At 33.3% G+C, this 18620-nt stretch carries 16 protein-coding genes and 1 riboswitch; of the genes, 8 read left to right on the forward strand and 8 right to left on the reverse strand.

What is annotated here, in order from left to right; all coding sequences use genetic code 11:
* Position 1 precedes the first annotated feature (1 nt).
* The 3 genes from ACSVDA_RS04030 to ACSVDA_RS04040 all read right to left on the reverse strand — a co-directional run bounded on the left by ACSVDA_RS04030 (position 2) and on the right by ACSVDA_RS04040 (position 5108).
* On the reverse strand, positions 2-2104 hold the full coding sequence (locus tag ACSVDA_RS04030; protein ID WP_485881047.1) for an IucA/IucC family protein: 2103 nt from the start codon (positions 2102-2104) through the stop codon (positions 2-4).
* Positions 2097-4085 carry an IucA/IucC family protein gene (locus ACSVDA_RS04035; protein ID WP_485881048.1) on the reverse strand — a complete coding sequence of 663 codons (1989 nt, stop codon included), beginning with the start codon at positions 4083-4085 and terminating at the stop codon, positions 2097-2099. Before ACSVDA_RS04035 ends, ACSVDA_RS04030 begins: the two co-directional genes overlap by 8 nt.
* A gap of 438 nt (positions 4086-4523) precedes the next feature.
* Positions 4524-5108: a non-canonical purine NTP pyrophosphatase gene (locus ACSVDA_RS04040; RefSeq protein WP_485881049.1), complete on the reverse strand. Its 585-nt coding sequence runs from the start codon at positions 5106-5108 to the stop codon at positions 4524-4526.
* Positions 5109-5267: 159 nt separating this feature from the next.
* Here ACSVDA_RS04040 and ACSVDA_RS04045 point away from each other — a divergent pair, with 159 nt between their 5' ends.
* Positions 5268-5924, forward strand: a complete 657-nt coding sequence (locus tag ACSVDA_RS04045) for a Type 1 glutamine amidotransferase-like domain-containing protein (RefSeq protein WP_485881050.1) — start codon at positions 5268-5270, stop codon at positions 5922-5924.
* Positions 5925-6008: 84 nt separating this feature from the next.
* Here the strand turns inward: ACSVDA_RS04045 and ACSVDA_RS04050 are convergent, their stop codons facing one another.
* Together ACSVDA_RS04050 and ACSVDA_RS04055 are read right to left on the reverse strand one after the other, a co-directional pair.
* Entirely contained in the window at positions 6009-7247 is a 1239-nt protein-coding gene (locus ACSVDA_RS04050; RefSeq protein WP_485881051.1) for an MFS transporter, read from the reverse strand.
* Between the two features lie 14 nt (positions 7248-7261).
* Positions 7262-8305 carry an ArsR/SmtB family transcription factor gene (locus ACSVDA_RS04055; protein ID WP_485881052.1) on the reverse strand — a complete coding sequence of 348 codons (1044 nt, stop codon included), beginning with the start codon at positions 8303-8305 and terminating at the stop codon, positions 7262-7264.
* Positions 8306-8634: 329 nt separating this feature from the next.
* On the opposite strand from ACSVDA_RS04055, the gene ACSVDA_RS04060 reads away from it, so the two are divergent.
* Together ACSVDA_RS04060 and ACSVDA_RS04065 are read left to right on the forward strand one after the other, a co-directional pair.
* A complete protein-coding gene (locus ACSVDA_RS04060) occupies positions 8635-9297 on the forward strand; it encodes a pentapeptide repeat-containing protein (RefSeq protein ID WP_485881053.1) in 663 nt (220 codons plus the stop codon).
* 160 nt (positions 9298-9457) lie between these two features.
* On the forward strand, positions 9458-10144 hold the full coding sequence (locus ACSVDA_RS04065; RefSeq protein ID WP_320209220.1) for a VC0807 family protein: 687 nt from the start codon (positions 9458-9460) through the stop codon (positions 10142-10144).
* 177 nt (positions 10145-10321) lie between these two features.
* On the opposite strand, the gene ACSVDA_RS04070 is transcribed toward ACSVDA_RS04065, so the two are convergent.
* A complete protein-coding gene (locus ACSVDA_RS04070; protein ID WP_485881054.1) occupies positions 10322-10963 on the reverse strand; it encodes a hypothetical protein in 642 nt (213 codons plus the stop codon).
* Positions 10964-11415: 452 nt separating this feature from the next.
* On the opposite strand from ACSVDA_RS04070, the gene ACSVDA_RS04075 reads away from it, so the two are divergent.
* From ACSVDA_RS04075 to ACSVDA_RS04085, 3 genes are all read left to right on the forward strand, one after another.
* The gene (locus ACSVDA_RS04075) at positions 11416-12060 is read left to right on the forward strand and encodes a peroxiredoxin-like family protein (RefSeq protein WP_485881056.1); all 645 of its coding nucleotides are present in this window, start codon (positions 11416-11418) and stop codon (positions 12058-12060) included.
* 317 nt (positions 12061-12377) lie between these two features.
* A complete protein-coding gene (locus ACSVDA_RS04080) occupies positions 12378-12527 on the forward strand; it encodes a hypothetical protein (protein ID WP_485881058.1) in 150 nt (49 codons plus the stop codon).
* Positions 12528-12627: 100 nt separating this feature from the next.
* A complete protein-coding gene (locus tag ACSVDA_RS04085; protein ID WP_485881060.1) occupies positions 12628-13176 on the forward strand; it encodes a DUF7010 family protein in 549 nt (182 codons plus the stop codon).
* 213 nt (positions 13177-13389) lie between these two features.
* On the opposite strand, the gene ACSVDA_RS04090 is transcribed toward ACSVDA_RS04085, so the two are convergent.
* Positions 13390-14682, reverse strand: a complete 1293-nt coding sequence (locus ACSVDA_RS04090) for a hemolysin family protein (RefSeq protein ID WP_485881198.1) — start codon at positions 14680-14682, stop codon at positions 13390-13392.
* Between the two features lie 523 nt (positions 14683-15205).
* The gene (locus ACSVDA_RS04095; RefSeq protein ID WP_485881062.1) at positions 15206-15838 is read right to left on the reverse strand and encodes a methylthioribulose 1-phosphate dehydratase; all 633 of its coding nucleotides are present in this window, start codon (positions 15836-15838) and stop codon (positions 15206-15208) included.
* 294 nt (positions 15839-16132) lie between these two features.
* Positions 16133-16295, forward strand: a riboswitch (SAM riboswitch).
* Positions 16296-16387: 92 nt separating this feature from the next.
* On the opposite strand from ACSVDA_RS04095, the gene mtnK reads away from it, so the two are divergent.
* Positions 16388-17587 carry an S-methyl-5-thioribose kinase gene (gene mtnK / locus ACSVDA_RS04100; RefSeq protein ID WP_485881064.1) on the forward strand — a complete coding sequence of 400 codons (1200 nt, stop codon included), beginning with the start codon at positions 16388-16390 and terminating at the stop codon, positions 17585-17587.
* A complete protein-coding gene (mtnA, locus tag ACSVDA_RS04105; protein ID WP_485881066.1) occupies positions 17584-18591 on the forward strand; it encodes an S-methyl-5-thioribose-1-phosphate isomerase in 1008 nt (335 codons plus the stop codon). The genes mtnK and mtnA overlap by 4 nt, the downstream gene beginning before the upstream one ends.
* Positions 18592-18620 lie beyond the last annotated feature (29 nt).

Consider the following 18620-nt stretch of genomic DNA (forward strand, 5'->3'; position numbering starts at 1 on the left):
CTTAGTCCTGCATAGTAAATTGATGAAGTGGATTGGCTACAGGCACATAGGCATATTCACTACTTTCTGGTTGTAAACGCATTCTTGTAAGCGCCTTATGATCTACATTCCTTTGATATAGAGCCGCCTTGTCGATCCGAACATTTTCCGTATATTGCTCTTTTGTTTCAAGCTGGGTAAATACATTGTCACAAATTTCATGTATCACCTTCCAAAGCTCTATCTCTTTAAATCCGAAATGCTTACAAATTTGCAAAATTAATTCACCGCAATGATTTTGTATAACCGTATAAAATACTTTATTATGCATGTCTTTAACATTATCCGTTAATGTCATTGAGCCAGGATAAAAATCTGCATGAAACCCTTGTTCTACAAGACGCTTCCTATATATTCTAGCTCCTCCCCAATCACGGAACAGCATTCTTACGGGACGGCCGTTGTTAAATACCATTACACTATTTTGTAAATGACCTTCTAATCCTATCCCATATTTGACCATCATAGTAAGGTAACCAGGTAGTGAAGTTCGTATATAATCTTCAAAGAATTGGGATGCAGCATTTTTTTGAGACGAAATTGCATTATTCTCCATATATTTTTCTATCAAATCTACAAAGATTGGTTGCTCCGTTATTGGAGATTCAGCAAACAATGAGCTACTCACTATTGCGACTTCTCCTTCATCAATAAAGTTTTCAATATTTTCTCGAAACACAGCAGAAAGATTTCTGCTTTTTAAATTACGAGTATCTTTGTTCGCTGTAAATTCTTTCGTTTTAAAATTAAAACCTGCGCATTCACATACTGGGACAAATGTTGCTAATAAATCATATTCATTCATCATAATTTGACGCATCAGCTTAGTGAAAACAGTAGCGTTGTTAGTCGTATTTGCTGAAATAGAGCGAACTGTAGATGTCATTTGGCTGTTTATAGCTACCTTTATGGCACAGTTGTTTGTAAATGGTACGACTGTTCTAAACGACGATGTAGCTCCGCAAGGTATTTTGATACTACTAATTGGAACAACAACTTTATTTTTAATTTCCTCTTTATAAATAACAGGTATAGCTCTTTTCAGCTGCCAAGGATGAACTGGTATTATGACATAATCACATATAGCGAGCCCTTGTTGCGCAAATTGTTTTTCGGCTGTCACTCGTAACTTAGGATATTCATTGAAGATGAAGGCATTGGCATCATTATTATGATCAAGCGTAGACCATTCGGCATAATCTTTCCTCACTGCGACAAATTGAATATCTGGTACTCCATCAAATTCTGGAGCATAATGAAACACTTCTGCTGGATTTAAGCCCATTTTCGTCTTTGTTCCAGGGTGTAAATTATGACCTTCGACACATAATTGTTCGAAAAATAAACTCGAATTAAATGTTGGATCTTGTTTTTTTTGCAAGCTCACCCAGTCCACAATGTTAGTTATACCAAGTTCACTTACTTTTTGCTGTAACGTTTTTTTCTTCTGCTCCCAGTATGCATATGACATCGTTAAATTTGCTGAACCATTCGTTAATTCCTCAGCAAGCTTCAACCAACCACTTGATTTATTTAAAGTTGCTGCATTTTTATCCCTCATGAGATGAAGGAATAGAACTGATTGTTCTATGACTCGAACAACTCCATCAGACAAATGCAAAATACGCCCATCCACTTCTACTCTGTTAAATGCATATGTTGTGCTTACTGGCATAACAAGATAATCATTGCTATATAAATGGTATAATTTATAAACCTTGTTACCCTCTATTCCAAATGTATGTAAAGCCTCGATAATTTTTTGCCATTCGTTATTAATAGCAGGAACATTTAATACATGTATACCATCTTTTACATATAAGTCATACGAATTTGAATTCAACCCTTGAATATCTTCACGTAACATGGATGCTACTAATCTATTTAAAATTCCTTGACGTCCTTTTGCTAAGGAACTAGCAAACCTTGACTTTAAATGAGGGTAATGATCGTCTAAAAATGCTGCAACAGCTATTTCATCTCGAAGTAACTCTCCTTTTATTAAACTTCTAAAAGAATTGCTTAGTGTATCCGTTGCAATAGTATGTACATTAATGTTACTCACAATTATTCTCCCCTTTCCATTTCGCCAAAGGATTGGGAACTTTTTTATAGGAATAAGATGTAATATCTCCTTGTAACCTCATCGTAGTAAGCCCCTTTAGATCGATCATTGGTTGAAATACCGCTTCCTCATCTTCATTAGCCTCGCCGTTAATATTAGTATCTACCTTCAATTTACTAAAGATAGCACTGCAGACTTCATTGACTTGCTTCCACAATTCTTCTTCTTCAACATCTAATTCACGTACGATACAAGTAATTAATTCAGCAATATGATTTTGCATTACTGAATAAGATATAATATTTCTTAACTGAGTAACGTCATTAGTCAAAATGGATGAATTAGGATAAAACGTTGCATGAAGCCCTTGTTTCTCTAACCTTTCGGGTAGCACTCTTATGCCACCAAAGTCTCTTACAATCATTTTTACGAGCTCTCCATTACGAAAAACGGAAACGCTATTTTGCATATGCCCTTCCAAACTGATTCCATATCTAACCATTAAAGTCAAAAAGCCTCGTAATGACACTTGAGCATATTTAAATATAAATAATGACGCAGCCTCTTTATTATTTGATGTTTGCAATCGATCTGCCAACTCTTCTATTAATTCAATCACAATTTTTTTGTCACTAATTGGTGACTGTGCTAATAGGGCAGCTGCAGGCATTGCGATTTCCTCTTCGCAACTAACATAGTTCTCTGGATTTTCCCTTAAAATACAAGCTAGATTTGCTTGATACGTCCATCTTTCATCATTTGATAATTGTTGATTAAGTGGTTGAAAATAGCTACCAGCTCGTTCTTGAAGAATGATAAAACTATTGTCAAAATGATTTTCTCTCTGTTGGATGACAGCAAATAGTTTTGATAACATTGGTCCATTCTCAACTGAATTTGGTGAAACAGTTCGTACTGCACTAGTTGTTTGTACATTAATAGCTGTTTTTATATGATGTTTTTGCTGTCCCCAACGCTGAATCGGTGCTAAGGAACGAAAGGATATTAAAGACTGTGTTGATATTGAAAATCTAGGGATAGGTATGATGTGTTGCTGCTCAAGTTCATCTTTGTACAAGTCACCTAGCGTATGCTCAAATTGCCATGGGTGAACTAGCACTAAGTCGAACTGGTCAGGATTAAGCCCACTTTTTATTAAGTAGTTTTCAACTATTTCTTGTAATCCTGTGTACTCTTCATACAAATAATCTGTTACCGTCAAATCATTAACAGAAGTTGTTTGACAGTACATTTTAGAAACGGCTACAATTACAACTTTTGGAGAAGCACCCCACTCTGGTGAATAATGAACTACATCTCCAACTTCAAGACCTAGCTTAGTCTTTGCACCTGGATGTAACGTATGTCCTTCAACAACCCACTGTTCAAAAAAAGCAAGTGGACTATAGTTTGCACTTTTTTGTCGCTGCTTGATTACCCATTCCATGGATGTTTGTATATATTCAGGAAAATCTTGTTTTCTTCTTTCAGCTGCGGTTAATGCTAGCGCTAAATTTGCAACTCCGTTTTGAATTTCTAGTTTGAATCGTTCATACTGCTTATCATCAACACCTGCAAACAAACCTTCATTTTTTAATAACTTTAAAAGTTCAGTAGGATGAGCAAGCTTATGAGAACTCTTATGACTACATAGCATTATATCTCCTGCTAAATCAAATCGACCAAGAGAATGTAATTTCTTCACATCAGCCTGAAGCCACTGGACATCAGACAATCTTACACGAATAGTCAACTGCTTACCTTCAAGCCAAGTAATTCTTTCCTCACTAATGATTCTCTCCCGAACAAGAGATTGAAACAAACGTTGAAAAATACCTCTTCTACCTGCATGAATATTATTTATATATGTATCAAGCAATTCAGGTTTTTCCTTGTTAATGTATGATAGAGCTTTTTGTTCTTCGTTATCGAAAGTTGTTTGAGATAACATCGTAGTTATATTTGTATGCATCCCGTTCATTTCAACCCATCCTTTATATTCATAAATTTTATTAACCTCACTTACTAATAATAATGATAATCATTATCAATAAACTTACGAGTTATATCATACTTGATAATGATTATCATCGTCAAGTATATATTTTCCTATTTACCTACCATTTCTAAAACTAATTACCAATTTATATGTTCTCGACCTTGCGTTGCTTATTTATAACATACGAAAATATTTAATTAGTTATTAACAGAAAAGATCATATCACCTTGTACTTTACATAGGACACTCTAGGATTTGTAGGAGATCGTACAAAACAGATTATTTTCGTTCAATGAATAAAATTTGCAAACAAAAAAACTGAGGAGAGATACTCACTCAGCTGTTAATTCTGATAAATTATGCTTCTGGCATACATCGTTTGCTATATTTTATAAATTAAGCTATACATCTATTAATATGTCATGCTAGTCCAATCTTACTATATTTGTTCATGAACCACTGACCAAACTTATCTAAGCTCGATTCTTTATTTTTAGCATATGTATTAAAATCTACTTCATCAAATTGTGCTAAAGTTTTATTGAACTTTTCCGGAATAAATATGTACCATAAATCCGACCATTTATCTTTATTTTCTTGACCTCTAATAGTATTAGCTACATATCCTGGTGAATGACTTTCAAAGTATTTCATCATTTCACCATCATAAAATGCAACACATGATTTGAATTCGCAAAATCTATCCGACTCACCTTCCATCAGTTTAAGTATTCCTTCTATGCCAATTGTATCTAACATATGATTCACATAAGCTTTTGGAAAGCCATTTAGTTGTTTGATAAAAAAACCAGAATCCATCGCAATACATGGGGTGTTTACTAATTCATAAGCCTGAATCACTTTTTGCTTTGCAATTTCTCTAATATCATCACTTCTGGGTTCTAATAATTCAGCTTCAAATGGCATCACTTTTATTTTTGATAAAGCTTTCTGAGCAGAAGCTATTTTCCCTTTGTTAGTTGTAACAAATACGATCTCATTCATTTTCAGTATTCTTTTCTGTAATTTTACAATGCTTGAAATCATTTTATCAAGAAAGTTATAGATTATAAATAAGTTGATTATCTGTCATTTTTTATTAGACTCTAGTTTCTATAATACAAATGAATGGTATAGTATTTTATAAAAAAAGAAGGTGATATGATGGAAAAACATTTATTTCTTTTTGGAGGCAGTCCCCCATTCACATTAAAAATGGCAAAACAGTTTGTAACAAACGTAACATCAAATGCTCCTGTCTCAATATTATTTATAGAAAGGGATGGCTGGGAACAATATATGCCTAAATACACACAATCATTAGAAGAATTAGGATTAGATCAATTCTATTTTTTACCGCTTCCTTCAACACCCATTCAAAAAGTTGTAGATTGTTTAAAAAATAGTTCAGGAATAATTATTGGCGGAGGGAATACGAATTTATATGCTGACTATATTGTCGAGACTGCTATTTCCAACACTATTAAAGAAAGCTATGAGTTAGGTATACCTATTGCTGGGTTTTCCGCAGGCGCTTTAATAAGTCCTGAACTTTGTATTATTTCTCCTAAAGATAATGAACATAACGAATTTCAATATAGAAAGGGATTAGGTTTAATATCTGATGTATTGCTTGCTGTACATTTTTCACAATGGAATGATGAAGCTCATTTAAGAAACGCAGCCAATAAATTTACTAACCATATAAATTATGGCATCGATGAGAACACTTGTGTTTACCTTCTAAACGGATATCTTGAATCTATTGAAGGTAATGGTGTTTATAGTTTAGAAAATGATTTCCTACAAAAAATACATTAAAGCCATTTTTTAGCCGTACATATTTGTCTATTGTACGGTTCTTTTTACTTTGAATCTTCTTTTTAATCAATTCTTCCAAAAACTTCAGTGATGAGAAAACTTGATTAAACATAACAAAATAAATGCAGACAATGAGCAAATTACCCCTCCAATTATAATGACTGATGATGTACCTACCAATATGGAAAGCCAACCAGCCAATAGGGCTGAAGCTGGAAGTAATGTCCAAGTAATAAATCTACTCGTTGCTTGAACACGCCCTAATAGATGCCCAGGTGTATTTGTTTGCCTAATTGTACGGATACATGGATTAATAAGCGCTACTGACATCGTTCCTATTGCGTTAGCAATGATTAATAAAAGATAGGAAGTTGCTGCCCCAAAAAGTATGATTGATAATCCTCCCATTAACAATGAGAAAAAAACAATCTTTAAGTAAGAGACATATTTTTTAATAATATTTGTAAGTAATGATCCAACAATAGCGCCAATTCCACCAATTGAAAGGAGTATACCTATTTTTATTTCTCCTAGTTGAACGGTGCTCTTTAGATGAAAAATTAACACGGTTAAAAATAAGGTCGTTCCAAATGTGGAGATCATCAAAACGATATTTGTATAGTTGAGAATTTTTGTTTTAAACACAAATTCAAAGCCTACTTTTAAATCTGAAAAAAAACTTGTTAGTATTTTGTCTTCGGCTTTCAGCGGTTTTTCGTATGGAATGGTAATGGTAGCTACAGCACAAAATGCGAGGAAGAAACTAAAACTATTGAGGATTAATGCGTAGCCTGGGTGGAATAAACTAATGATCAGTCCGCCTAATGTTGGTCCGACGAGAACGCCGGTATTAAATATAATAGACTGAAGTGAATTTATCGTATGTAGGTCTTTCTTTTGTACAAGAGTAGGTATACTCGCAAATTGTGTTGTGCTATACAACTGAGTTAAAATACCTAATACCACTGCTGATGCATAAAGGTGCCACATTTCTAAATGTTCTAGAGTAAATAAGATACCTATCCCTGCAACAATCAAACCTCTACAAAAATCACAAACTAATAATACTGCTTTACGATTTAAACGATCTGCTAAAGGACCAGTTAGAGGTATTAATATATTTGGTAATCGTTCTAATGCTGCAAAGATTCCCATACTTAGGGGTGACCCAGTGATTGCTAAAACGATTAATGGTAAGGCTACTAAATAAATTTGGTCACCAAAAAAAGAGATTAGATTTCCACCTAAATAACGGAATATCGGATAATTTTTTTTAAACTCAAGTTTTTGTCGTTCATTACGAGATGAGATAGCTGACTCCAATTACACTCCACTCCCTATTTATTTAAATATTGCTTCAGTTCAAAGTCTAACGTTGTAAGCACATGTATATTTAATGAATAAATGCTGCGATTGACTAATACAAGTCGAGCTGATCTAAGTATACTTAAGTGATGGTGAATCGTTGATTTTGAGATGTCTAAAAGTGTAGTGAGTTCTTGTAAACTCCTATCTTTTTCAAACAACAATTTTAGAATTTTTAGTCGAAAAACATCTCCAAGTGCTTTATGCTTTAACATCAACAAATGATCAGCTACATACTTATCGTTTGGATGAATGCTATCATTATGAACAGGATAATAAAATATCTTTGTATTTTTTATTTTTGCCTCGATGGTCCATGGTCTATATATGAAATGTGGTATTAGTAGTACATGAGTAACAGTCGGTTCGGGTAAATATTCAATACCTCCCGTTACCCACGATACAAATTCTTCAGCTGTAAGTTTTGCTTTTTGTTCTTTCTTCAAGTTAACGTCCCTAGTTAAAATACTCGTTAAATGTTCTGAGTTAGGCAACACTATCTCCTCGTACCACTTAGTTAGTACGTTTATGACATGCTCACGTAATATGGAAATATCAACATTTGCAATGAATTTTATATAATGTGGAAAGAATTTATGCCCGCTTGTTATTTCTATTGACCGCTGAATCGCTATTTGATCACCTTTTGCTGCTGCTGTTCTTATTTGCTCATAATTATTACCCATATACGGTAAACAGTAAAAACGTATTTGTTCATCCTCAACATTTAAAACGAAGTTAGTAAACTCACTAATCGATTGTGAATTAGATTCATGCAGTAGTTGTAGAAGAGCTTTCCATGTATTTTCTTTTTGTACAAGATCTAATTCTTTTGATAGTTCACCTGTAATAGAATCGAAGATATTATCCCAATAATCTTGCGGTTGGTCTAATGTACTTAACATCTCCGTATACGTTATTGCTGCTATGCCGAGAGCACTCTCCCACATTAACGAAAAATCAAATTTAACAGCATAAGATTCTCTTTTTGCAGTTGAAGTGTTTAACACTTTCATTTTCATCACTCCAAAAGGATATTTATGTTAATTCTATAATACTTGAACAGTTTATTCAATAATTTTCGAATAATATGAAACTAGACACCATCATCACAAATTTGATAATATTTAACTAGTTTGTAAGTTGAATGTTATATTTTGGCTCTTTTCGTAAACTTTGTTGCTAATGAGACTAATTAAGGTAAGCTATTAACAATTTTATGGCAATGGACCTCATTTTAAATAGGAAATGATGCCACAAATACCTGGTTTATACGTACTTAGTTCTTAGTACGAAAAGCAACAATAAATGAGAAAAAAGCCTGTATTTAAAGTGGGTGTATGCTATGAATAATAAGAAAAAGAAATCTATGTTGCAGTTACCAAAAGTCCCCGACAATTTACCACAACTAGACCTTAATAACCAACTAGAAGTTGATCAATATTTCAACAATGGTTCAATATATGATTGTGAAATTTCAAATAAATGTATTGAAAGAATTTCCTTCGAAAAAATACTCTTTAAAAATGTTATATTTACTAATATATCATTCAGAAATATTGAGCTGACCGATGTCATTTTTGACAAATGTGATTTGTCTAATGTTGATTTTAGCAATGGTATTATTCATAGGGTGAAGGTGACAGATTCCAAACTATTAGGTATGAACCTATCAGGAGCTGCTTTACGAAATGTTACTTTTAACGATTGCTTTGCAAATTATGCATCTTTTGGGTTCTCCGATCAAAAAAATGTTAATTTTAACTCGTGCTCATTAAGTCACGCTGATTTTTACAAATCCAAGTTCAAAAATATTGAATTTAATAGATGCGAGATGCACCAAGCAAATCTAGCAGGTACAAGCTTAAAAGGAATTGATTTAAGTAGCTGTTCTTTTGAGAATTTAACTGTGTCGGTTGAACAATTAGAAGGCTGTATTATATCTCAAGAGCAAGCTATTGGATTTGCTAAAATTCTCGGCTTAGTCGTTAAACAGCCTCATGAGTAAGTCGTATCTCATTGAAAAATATCGATTTTTTGTTACAAGGAAACGTTCCGAGGGAACTTAATAACTTACAAGTACACAACTATTTTTTCTATTTCATGTTACCAATCCGTTACATATAATTATTTTTTCCTGTCAATTGAACAAGGGGGCTGTTTTTCTATTGAAAAATAATGTAGTCATTTTTGATATCATTTTTTATGTCGTATTCCCATTAGTAGTTTGGAATCTTGGTAGAGATTATATAGGAGATTATTATGCTATGCTTCTTTCGTCTGTACCAGGAATCATTTATAGCCTATACAGATTTTTCCAACTTAAGAAAGTTAATGTCTTTGGAATTTATATGCTTGCTACACTAGTAATTGGGACACTTATTGAAGTGTTAGCAGGTTCTGCTTTGCAACTATTATGGAATCAAGTATTTTTTGCTTATGCTATGGCAGCTTTTTATTTAGCTACTGTATTAACGAATAAACCACTTACACTATACTTTGCGTTAGATATTTTTGAGTTGCAAGGAATAGACAAAAAACAAAGTAAAAAGATATTTTTTCAAAAGAAATTTCTCATTGTATTCCAATTGATTACGATTGTATTTGCTGTAAGAAGCATCGTGTTGGCAATAATTAAAACATGGCTAATCAATGAGTACGGCGTAGATGCTTTTGATAAAGGAATCCTTTTACGACAAGCATTCAGCTGGATTATGACTGGGGTTTCTGCTATAGGATTTATATATATTGCAAAGCTCATTAGCGACACTCCAGAGCTCGCATCAGTATTTAACTTTGACAAAGATCCAGATAAAGACGACGTAGAACTTAATTCACAGGTAAACAAAAAATAGTGGGGAGTATCCTCCCCACTTTACTATATCGACAAAGTTATGTTAATTATTTTTTTCTTGATCTTTTAATTGCTCCATTACATCGGTAATCAATTTTTTATTTCCACATCTATAATGTTAATTTACTTCAGCATATGATAAGACTTGTTTTTATTTAGTATAACTGTGGCAACATAATCACTTTAACGCATTACCAAGTCGAGGGTCAGACCCCTGGTCTACATGTACTTGTAGATTATACATTCCAGCTCTGTAGCCGTGAGGTAATGTTTGTTCCAGACGTTGATATGTAATATATGGTTTTTGAGCATTATCATCAATCATTACTTTAAATAACCCTGATATTGTTTTTGACTTTCCATCCTGCATATAATCAATAGTTAATGGGACTAAATCTTTCGTTTCTTCATTCGTATAAACAATTGAAAAAAATTCAAAGCGTTCTCTATCTTCTCTCACTTCACGTTCAAGATTTTCATCATAAGAGAAGCTTTTTATGTCCTGTCTTTCCACATGTAACTGATTAATATATGGATACACTAGATCAAATTTCCAGTTTTCAAACCTTGATGGAAACGTCTCATCATTTGCTAAAGCTTGCTCATAATCAAAAAAATGAACTACTGACAAAACAGCTATTAGAATGATACCAATGCCTAAATGGTATTTTAATGATGTTAGTTTAATCGAATCTCTAATTAACAATAAATATAGTAATAATATAATACACAGTACTAAAAAGCTTAGCAAAGGTGTTAATAAATGAATCGCTTTTAGTTGGATTTGTAGTCCTAACTCATTTATTTGATCTAGATTCATCATTTCACTTCCTAAAAACCCATTATAAATTAAGTAAAGTGTGGACTTCATTTTGCTTCTATTATTACTTATCACTTTACTACATGCTAATAATAGATTATTGAATTCGTTAATAATATCTATTATGATTAATTTATATGAAATTATACTTATTTTATATAAATTGTTAAATTATGTATTTGCGCCAAAACTTTCTTAAATCCTCCTTTTCTCAACCACTAAACACATGAAACCACGTATAAACTCAATACGAGGATGATTTAATTCATATGTTAGACGAAAAAAATCTCCTATTTTAATAACTGAGTTAACATATTGAACATTCAATAAAACCTCTTTGTTCTCACAGTAGATTATAAAGAAATCTCAAACTCAAGACTTATTACTTTAGTAATAGGTCTTTTGACGTTATTATAGTATTAAATAACATAATTATGGAATGGGGTATTATAATGGAAACACTACAGGCAAGTTTAGACACAATTACACGTCAAAGCAAAGCAACTATGCCAATGAACGCTTTTACTGTATTAGAAAATTCAATAGCTTCACTTCAACAAGCTGGTATAGCTAACGGACTAGCTGTTGGTCATAAAGCACGTGATTTCACTTTAACTAATGCAAATGGTAATCAAGTCAATTTATATGAGGAATTAACAAAAGGACCCATCATTTTAACATTTTATCGTGGATCTTGGTGTCCATATTGTAATCGTCAGCTACGTGCATACGAAGAAATACTACCTGACATTAAAAAAATTGGTGGGAGTTTAATTGCCATCAGCCCACAAACTCCAGATAATTCATTAACAATTAAAGAAAAAAATGATTTATCTTATGAAGTAGTTAGTGATTTAAAAGGCTTAACAGCTGCAAAGTATAATGTGTTATTCGATGTTCCGCAAGAAGTGAAGGAAGTATATGATGAGTTTGGATTAGATTTATCTGAATACAATGGAGGTGGAAACTGGCTTATACCAGTACCTTCAACATTTATGATTGATGAGACTAGTAGAATACGATTTTCATATGTTAACCCAAATTATATGCAACGGCTAGAGCCTGAAGACCTGCTTACAGCACTCAGAAACCTCTAAAGTGAAACATACATACATCTGAATCTATGTGTTATTGGCTTCTTTCGCGTTGATTGTTATTTATCTTCGGTTAAGAAGCTTGAGCACGCTATGTATTAAAACGCCTAAATGGCGTTTTTTTTCGACATGGAGTTTTATCTTATATTCTTGCGATGATATATATTTTGTAGCACCCTCTTTTCCAAATCAAGTAAGCTTCGTACTTGAAAAACCTACAATTCAGGCGTAGGTTTTTCTGTTTTCACTTTGATAGTAAGAATTAGCTTGAATAATTTTTCATTATTTACAAACGCTACATTTTAGGAGGGAAGCTACGTATGAAAAAACAACAAAAATCTAAAGAAATTGGTCAAAAAGCAGAATCTATGAACCCTATGGACCAAGGATTAAATTTAGTTTCTCAAGTCGTTAATAATACGACAGGTCTTGATGAGGGTAATGATGGAAAATTGAGTAAAACAGACTGAACAAATACCATTTTGGTGTTTGTTTTTTTGTGTTCAAATTTCATCTTAATTTCAGGTGATGATTTCATGCTATATATATTTCATTTGAAGGAGGAATTTTATGTACAGTACGCTCAAAGATATGCAATCAGAACTCATAGTTGAAGCAAAAAAAGGACTCCCTTTCTTACTATCTGGGACAATCGTTTTTTTTATCACCTCACTTTTACCCGTAATTTTCCCTAAAGAGATCGTTCATTTTATTTGGCTATTTGGGTTATCCTCGATTTTTCCATTAGGTTTTTTAATAAGTAAGATTCTCCGTATTAATTTACTTGTAACGCATAACCCTATAGGTATATTAGCATGTATTATTGCTGTTCCTCAGGCATTTTATATACCTCTTTATATCATTGTATACATGCTAATTCCTCAATACTTACCATTTACTATTGGACTTCTCACCGGTTCACACTTTCTTCCTTATGTGTGGATTTATAAAAGTAAAGCTTATTTATTTATTACATTAAGTGCTTGTCTATCATCTATTATATTAGGTTGGATTTTTGTAGACTATGCCTTCACAGTAGTGCCATTAGCAAATCTCATCGTTTACGGTGTTGGCGCATTACTTATCATAAAGGAACTTCGAGTTGAACTTGTCTATTAAAAAAGATAAATACATAAAGCAATTTCACATATATAAAGGAACATAACGTAAATCGGTCGTTACTTCTAACTTTTCATAAATAATATACAGCTACACGCGGGTTTTGAGGCATCTACCCTATACAATAGCAAAGGTTTGCCCATAGAAAAAACATACGGTACATATTAACCGTATGTTTTATGAATAGCTATTTCGTAATAAGAGCTACCTGTATTATCGTGGACTAATTTCGATCAGTTTAATTTGGTGGTCATCTATCTCTTTGAGAGTAAAGATATAGCCTTCGTATTCAATGATTTGATTTTCTTGTACATCTATCTCCTTCGTCAAAATCCATCCACCAATCGTATCGATATCCTCGTCATCAATACTCAAGTTCAATAATTTATTCACTTCACTAATTAGTACTTTGCCATCAAGTATATAATGGTTATCTTTAATATTTTGAACGTCTGGGGTTTCATCCACATCAAACTCATCCCGAATTTCACCAACAATTTCTTCTAAAATGTCTTCAACGGTAACTAACCCTGACGTACCACCATATTCATCGATTAATATAGCCATATGAATTTGATCTTTTTGCATTTTTTTCAATAAATCATGAATAGGAATTGTTTCAATTACGTAAATAATCGGTGTGACAAAATCTTTAATCGTTGTAGTGTCTATATCTTTTACATCGAAATATGCTTTAATCATCGATTTAAGATTTATTAAGCCAATAATATGATCTTTATCACCATCAATAACAGGGTATCTAGTATACCTCTCATCTTTCACTTCTCTGAGAAAATCTTGGATAGATAAACTCACATCAAAACTAACGATTTCTGTTCTTGGTATCATAATTTCTCTAGCGATACGGTTATCAAATTCAAAGATATTGTCTACATACTTGTATTCTGATTGATTTATTTCTCCACTCTGATAGCTTTCAGATAGTATAATGCGTAATTCTTCCTCCGAGTGGGCCATCTCATGTTCTGATGCTGGATGCAAACCAAATAATTTAATAACGACCCTAGCTGATCCATTTAATAACCAAATAAAAGGATACATGATTCGATAAAACCATATTAACGGTGTAGCTAATAATAATGTAAGCTTTTCTGCTTTTTGAATCGCTAACGTTTTAGGTGCTAATTCACCAATTACGACGTGTAAATAAGTAATTGTACCGAACGCTATAGCGAATGAGACGATACGCGAAACAGAAGTTGGCATATCAAAATGTTCGAATACTGGGTGTAATAATCTTTCTACTGTTGGCTCACCAACCCAACCAAGTGCTAAAGCTGTAATTGTAATACCCAATTGACAGCTCGATAAGTATTCATCTAAGTTACTCACAACTTTTTTTGCTGCAATCGCTTTTTTATTTCCTACTTGAACTAATTGATCAATGCGACTCACTCTCACTTTCACGATTGCAAATTCCGCCGCTACAAAGAAACCTGTTAGTCCAATTAAAATAACAATTAAGAATAAATACAATAAGTCAATACTGTCCAATAAAATTACCTTACTTACAATGAAGTAAGGTGTCACCTCCTGAATAAAAATATAAATATCTAGAAATTAGTTCCTGTTTCTGTGCTTTTTTGTCCTGTATTTTGAACATGCATATATGCTAATGCAATTATTATATATGATAGTCTAAATTACGACAAGAAACACAACATATAAAACACATCTTTTAAAGAAAAAACTAGCAAATTGTAAGATAAAAACCTTCCATTAAATCTTTTACTACGGATGTTTTCGCAAAGATAGTTGTTTTTTCGTACGAATAAATTTAAACATCATTTCTTCAGAACAATGATGCCTAACATATAAAAACACTTTTTTATTGGTACTAATTTGTTATCAATAACAGTAAAGTTTACAAAGCCTTTATAAAAGGTTTACATTTGAGTAAAACCATCTTTCTCTTCTAGTATAGGAACTATAACAACAAAGTTTATGAAAATAGCCTTTACTATCTATACGAACATATACGTGAAAGGTTTCAACAAATTTAATATACTTATGATAATATTTTTACATCTCTTTTTAATTGCAGTAGTTTTAGATGGTAACTAAACAAAAATTCGTAGGCTTCTAGTAATTTTTTTGCTTCAAATACGCTTCTTCCCCACACAGTAATACCATGATTTCTTATGAGTACAGCACCTTTGTCAGATGTAACGTAAGTACTAAATGAATCTGCTAACAACTGGATATATGCATAATTTCTTATAATCGGTATTGTAATTTCTGCATCTTCTTCCCATTCATCGAATGCTTTGATCATTTCTTGCCCATGAAAACTCACTTGTCCTTGATCTCCATATAGTTCTGATATAACATTATTATCTACCGTATGGATGTGTATACAACAGACTGCATTTGATTGTTTATACACTGTGAGATGAAGTGGAGTTTCTGCCGAAGGATGTAATTTGGTACTACTCGTAGGGTGTCCTTGTTCATCTACTAATAAAAAATCATCCTTTGTACGCTGCCGTTTGTCCTTTCCACTTACCGAAATGAGAAATGTTAACGGTGAATCACTTGCTTTGATTGAGAGATTGCCACTCGTTGCATAAAACCAATCTCTCGAACCTAATTCATCCTTTAAGCTAGCTAATTCATCCCATTTTTCTTGAAAAACGGTCATTTTATCACCTCGAAATATTTATCATTTAAATTATGACTTCTTTTTCTCATTCATATCATTCGTGTTATTTATTGTAAAATCCTGCTCATAGCATCGTTTAATACTTTAACAATTAGTGACAATTAAATGTTCAATTTTAAATATAATTCAATTTATTAAAACTACACTTAAGTTTCATATATATTTTAAACATTTGAAAAAGTTATTGACAAAGAAAATCACGTATTGTTATGATACTTTTCATACAAACAAATTTATGGATCGTAATCACACACGTAAATTTTATAAGTTAGTCTCTTATCAAGAGTTGGCTGAGGGATTTGGCCCTATGAAGCCCAGCAACCGACCGTAATACCATCATGAGGATGGGGCGTGTAAGCTAACGCCAGAACTTCTAAGTTCTTCAAAGGCACGGTGCTAATTCCAACAGAAAGCAAGACTTTCTGAAAGATAAGGGGTAGAAGTTCGTTCTTCAAGCCTCTTTCGTTTAATAAGAAAGAGGCTTTTTCTAGTTAACATTTACAAAATAACGCTTTTTTGGAGGTATTTATGAGTTCAAATCAAAGTACTTATCAACCGCTAACGGAAACAAGTGCAATTTCTTTAGCCCAAAGGTTAACACTTTTTCAAGAGCAATCATTGTTAACATGTAAAGAAATTGGAGATGGAAACTTAAACCTTGTCTTTCGAATAGTCGATGAGCGTAACAACAAAGGAATCATAATAAAGCAGGCATTACCCTATGCAAAAGTTATTGGTGAAAGCTGGCCGCTTACACTAAAGCGCGCAACAATTGAAAGCCATGCGCTACTTACCTTTGCAAGCTATTGTCCTGAGCATATTCCAAAGGTTTACTATACCGATGACAAGTTGGCAGTTACTGTGATGGAAGATTTATCTCATCTAGACATCGTGAGAAAAGGGGTCATCAATAAAAAATTATATCCATCTCTCTCAACCCATATCGGTACTTTTTTAGCAACAACATTATTTTTTACTTCTGATTATGCTTTAGGACCGGAAAAGAAAAAGCAACTACAGAAACAGTTTGTCAATCCCGAGCTGTGCAGAATAACAGAGGATCTCATCTTTACCGACCCTTTCTTTAATCATGACACAAACAACTATGAAAAAGAATTACAAGAAAATATTCAAACTATTTGGAATGACTCTTTCTTAAAGCTTGAAGTCGCAAAATTAAAAAAAATATTTTTAACGCAAGGTGATGGTATTATTCATGGAGATTTGCACACTGGAAGTATCATTGCTAATGAAGAAGAGACGAAGATTATTGATACTGAATTTGCCTTCTGTGGACCTATGGGGTTTGATATTGGCTTATTTTTCGCAAACCTTATTTTACAAATTTTATCTCGAAAAGATAATGAAAGAAGCTACTTATACAATTGTATTGAAGGTACATGGGACACTTTCACCACTACCTTTGTTAAACTATGGAAAAATCATAGCATTGAGTCCTTCGCGGAGGTTGAAGGTTTCGTTGAGCACATTTTAACACAAGCATATGCAGACGCAATTGGCTTTGCTGGATGTGAAATTATCCGCCGTACGATTGGCTTAGCACATGTGGAGGATTTAGATCGCATTACTCCTCATGAGAGAAAGATTCAAGTTAAGTCGACTGCTCTACAAGTCGGTAGAACACTTATTGTAAATCGCCACAGTCTTACACATGCTTCAGAAATTCAAGATGTTATTCAACATACTGAAAGGAGATTTGTAAGATGAAGCAAGTCTCAAATCTTCCTTTATCGGTAGAATGGAAAGACCATTTCATCAGAATATTAGACCAACAAAAGCTCCCACTTGATACAGTTTTTATAAATTTAACTACACTAGAAGACGTTTATCATGCTATTGCTTCGCTAAAAGTTAGAGGTGCACCTGCAATTGGCATCGTGGCAGCTTTTGGATTAGTGCTAGCTGCTAAAAGCTATCATGTACATAGCCTAGTAGATTTCAGAACTAGGCTTGGGAAAGATCGTGACTATTTAGTAAGTTCAAGACCAACAGCTGTTAATCTAAGTTGGGCTTTAGACCGACTCATTTATTCCATTAAACAAGCGACGACAGTTGATGAAGCAATCACAATATTAACTGGTGAGGCAATCAAAATTCAGCTCGAAGATGAAAGTGCTTGTCGTGAAATTGGTGAGCATGCACTCAAATTATTAGGTGCAAAGCGCCGTATCTTAACAATTTGTAATGCAGGTTCTATCGCTACAGCTAGATACGGTACAGCACTTGCTCCGTTTCATCTAGGCAAGGAGCGTGGAATTGACTTTTCCGTGTTCGTGATGGAAACTCGACCTGTTTTACAAGGTGCAAGGTTAACAACTTGGGAATTAACTCAGACAGGAATTGATGTTACTCTCATCACCGATAATATGGCTGCACATACTATATTGTCAAAAAAAGTAGAAGCAATAATCGTAGGAGCCGATAGGATTGCTCAAAACGGTGATACAGCAAATAAGATAGGAACGTTAGGTTTGGCAATTTTTGCGAAACACTTCAACATCCCGTTTTACGTCGCTGCACCACAATCAACATTTGATGATTCAATAATGAACGGAATAGACATAAAAATAGAAGAACGTGATCATGAAGAAGTTACACATATTGATGGAAAAAAAGTCACACCGAACGGCATAAATATCTACAACCCTGCTTTTGATATTACGCCTAACGATCTTATCACTGCATTCATTACCGAAAAAGGCATCAAATAAGGGGTCAGATCTCCACTGCTTTACACAGT

Origin of the sequence: Cytobacillus sp. Hm23, from assembly GCF_051842895.1 — a bacterium.
Lineage (GTDB): Bacteria > Bacillota > Bacilli > Bacillales > SM2101 > Nanhaiella.